This is a genomic window from Micromonospora sp. URMC 105, from assembly GCF_051386295.1.
In the GTDB taxonomy this organism is placed as follows: domain Bacteria; phylum Actinomycetota; class Actinomycetes; order Mycobacteriales; family Micromonosporaceae; genus Micromonospora.
Genome location: NZ_JBPQTL010000215.1, coordinates 1 through 743, shown reverse-complemented (window position 1 = coordinate 743; position 743 = coordinate 1). Strand labels below are relative to the sequence as shown.

The following is a 743-nucleotide window of genomic DNA, read 5'->3' as shown; positions in this document are numbered from 1 at the left end:
CGGTCAGAGGTCGGTGACGCGGATGCCGGCGTGCGCCTTGTACCGCTTGTTGATGGCGATCAGGTTGGCGGTGAACGCCTCGATCTGGTGGGCGTTGCGCAGCCGGCCGGCGTAGATGCCGCGCATGCCGGGGATCCGGGCGGCCAGCGCGCCGACGATGTCGACCAGTTCCCGCTCCTCGGTGCAGATCAGCACGTCGAGGTCGATCCGGTCGATCTCCGGGTCGGCGAGCAGCGGCGCGCTGACGTGGTTGAACGCCGCGCAGACCCGAGACTCCGGCAGCAGGGCGGCGGCCTGCTGCACCGCGCTGCCCTCCGGGACCGGGAGGGCGTACGGGCCCTGCTTGTCGAAGCCGAGCGGGTTGACGCAGTCGACCACGATCTTGCCGGCGAGCGGCTCGGCGAGGGCGGCGACGGTGGCGGCGTGCCCGTCCCACGGCACCGCGATGACCACCACGTCGCTGCGGCGGGCCACCTCGTCGTTGCCGGCCCCGGTCACGCTCACCCCGGCCGGCAGGCCCGGCAGCGCCCCGATCTCGGTGGCGGCCTCCGCGGCCCGCTCGGCGGAACGGGAACCGATCAGCACGGTCTGCCCGGCCCGGGCGAACCGGTAGGCGAGGCCCCGGCCCTGGTCGCCGGTGCCACCGATGATGCCGACGGTCAGCCCGGAGACGTCGGGCAGCGTGGTCGCGTCGTAAGCCATGCCGTCATCCTCGCAAACCGCCCCGCCCCCCAGCACCGCCC

Annotated in this window: 1 protein-coding gene; it reads right to left on the bottom strand. The window is 74.0% G+C overall.

All coding sequences use genetic code 11. The features are described from left to right. Positions 1–3 precede the first annotated feature (3 nt). Positions 4–702, bottom strand: coding sequence for an NADPH-dependent F420 reductase (gene npdG / locus ACSNN7_RS29010; RefSeq protein WP_436684223.1), 699 nt, complete (start codon positions 700–702; stop codon positions 4–6). Positions 703–743: the final 41 nt, after the last annotated feature.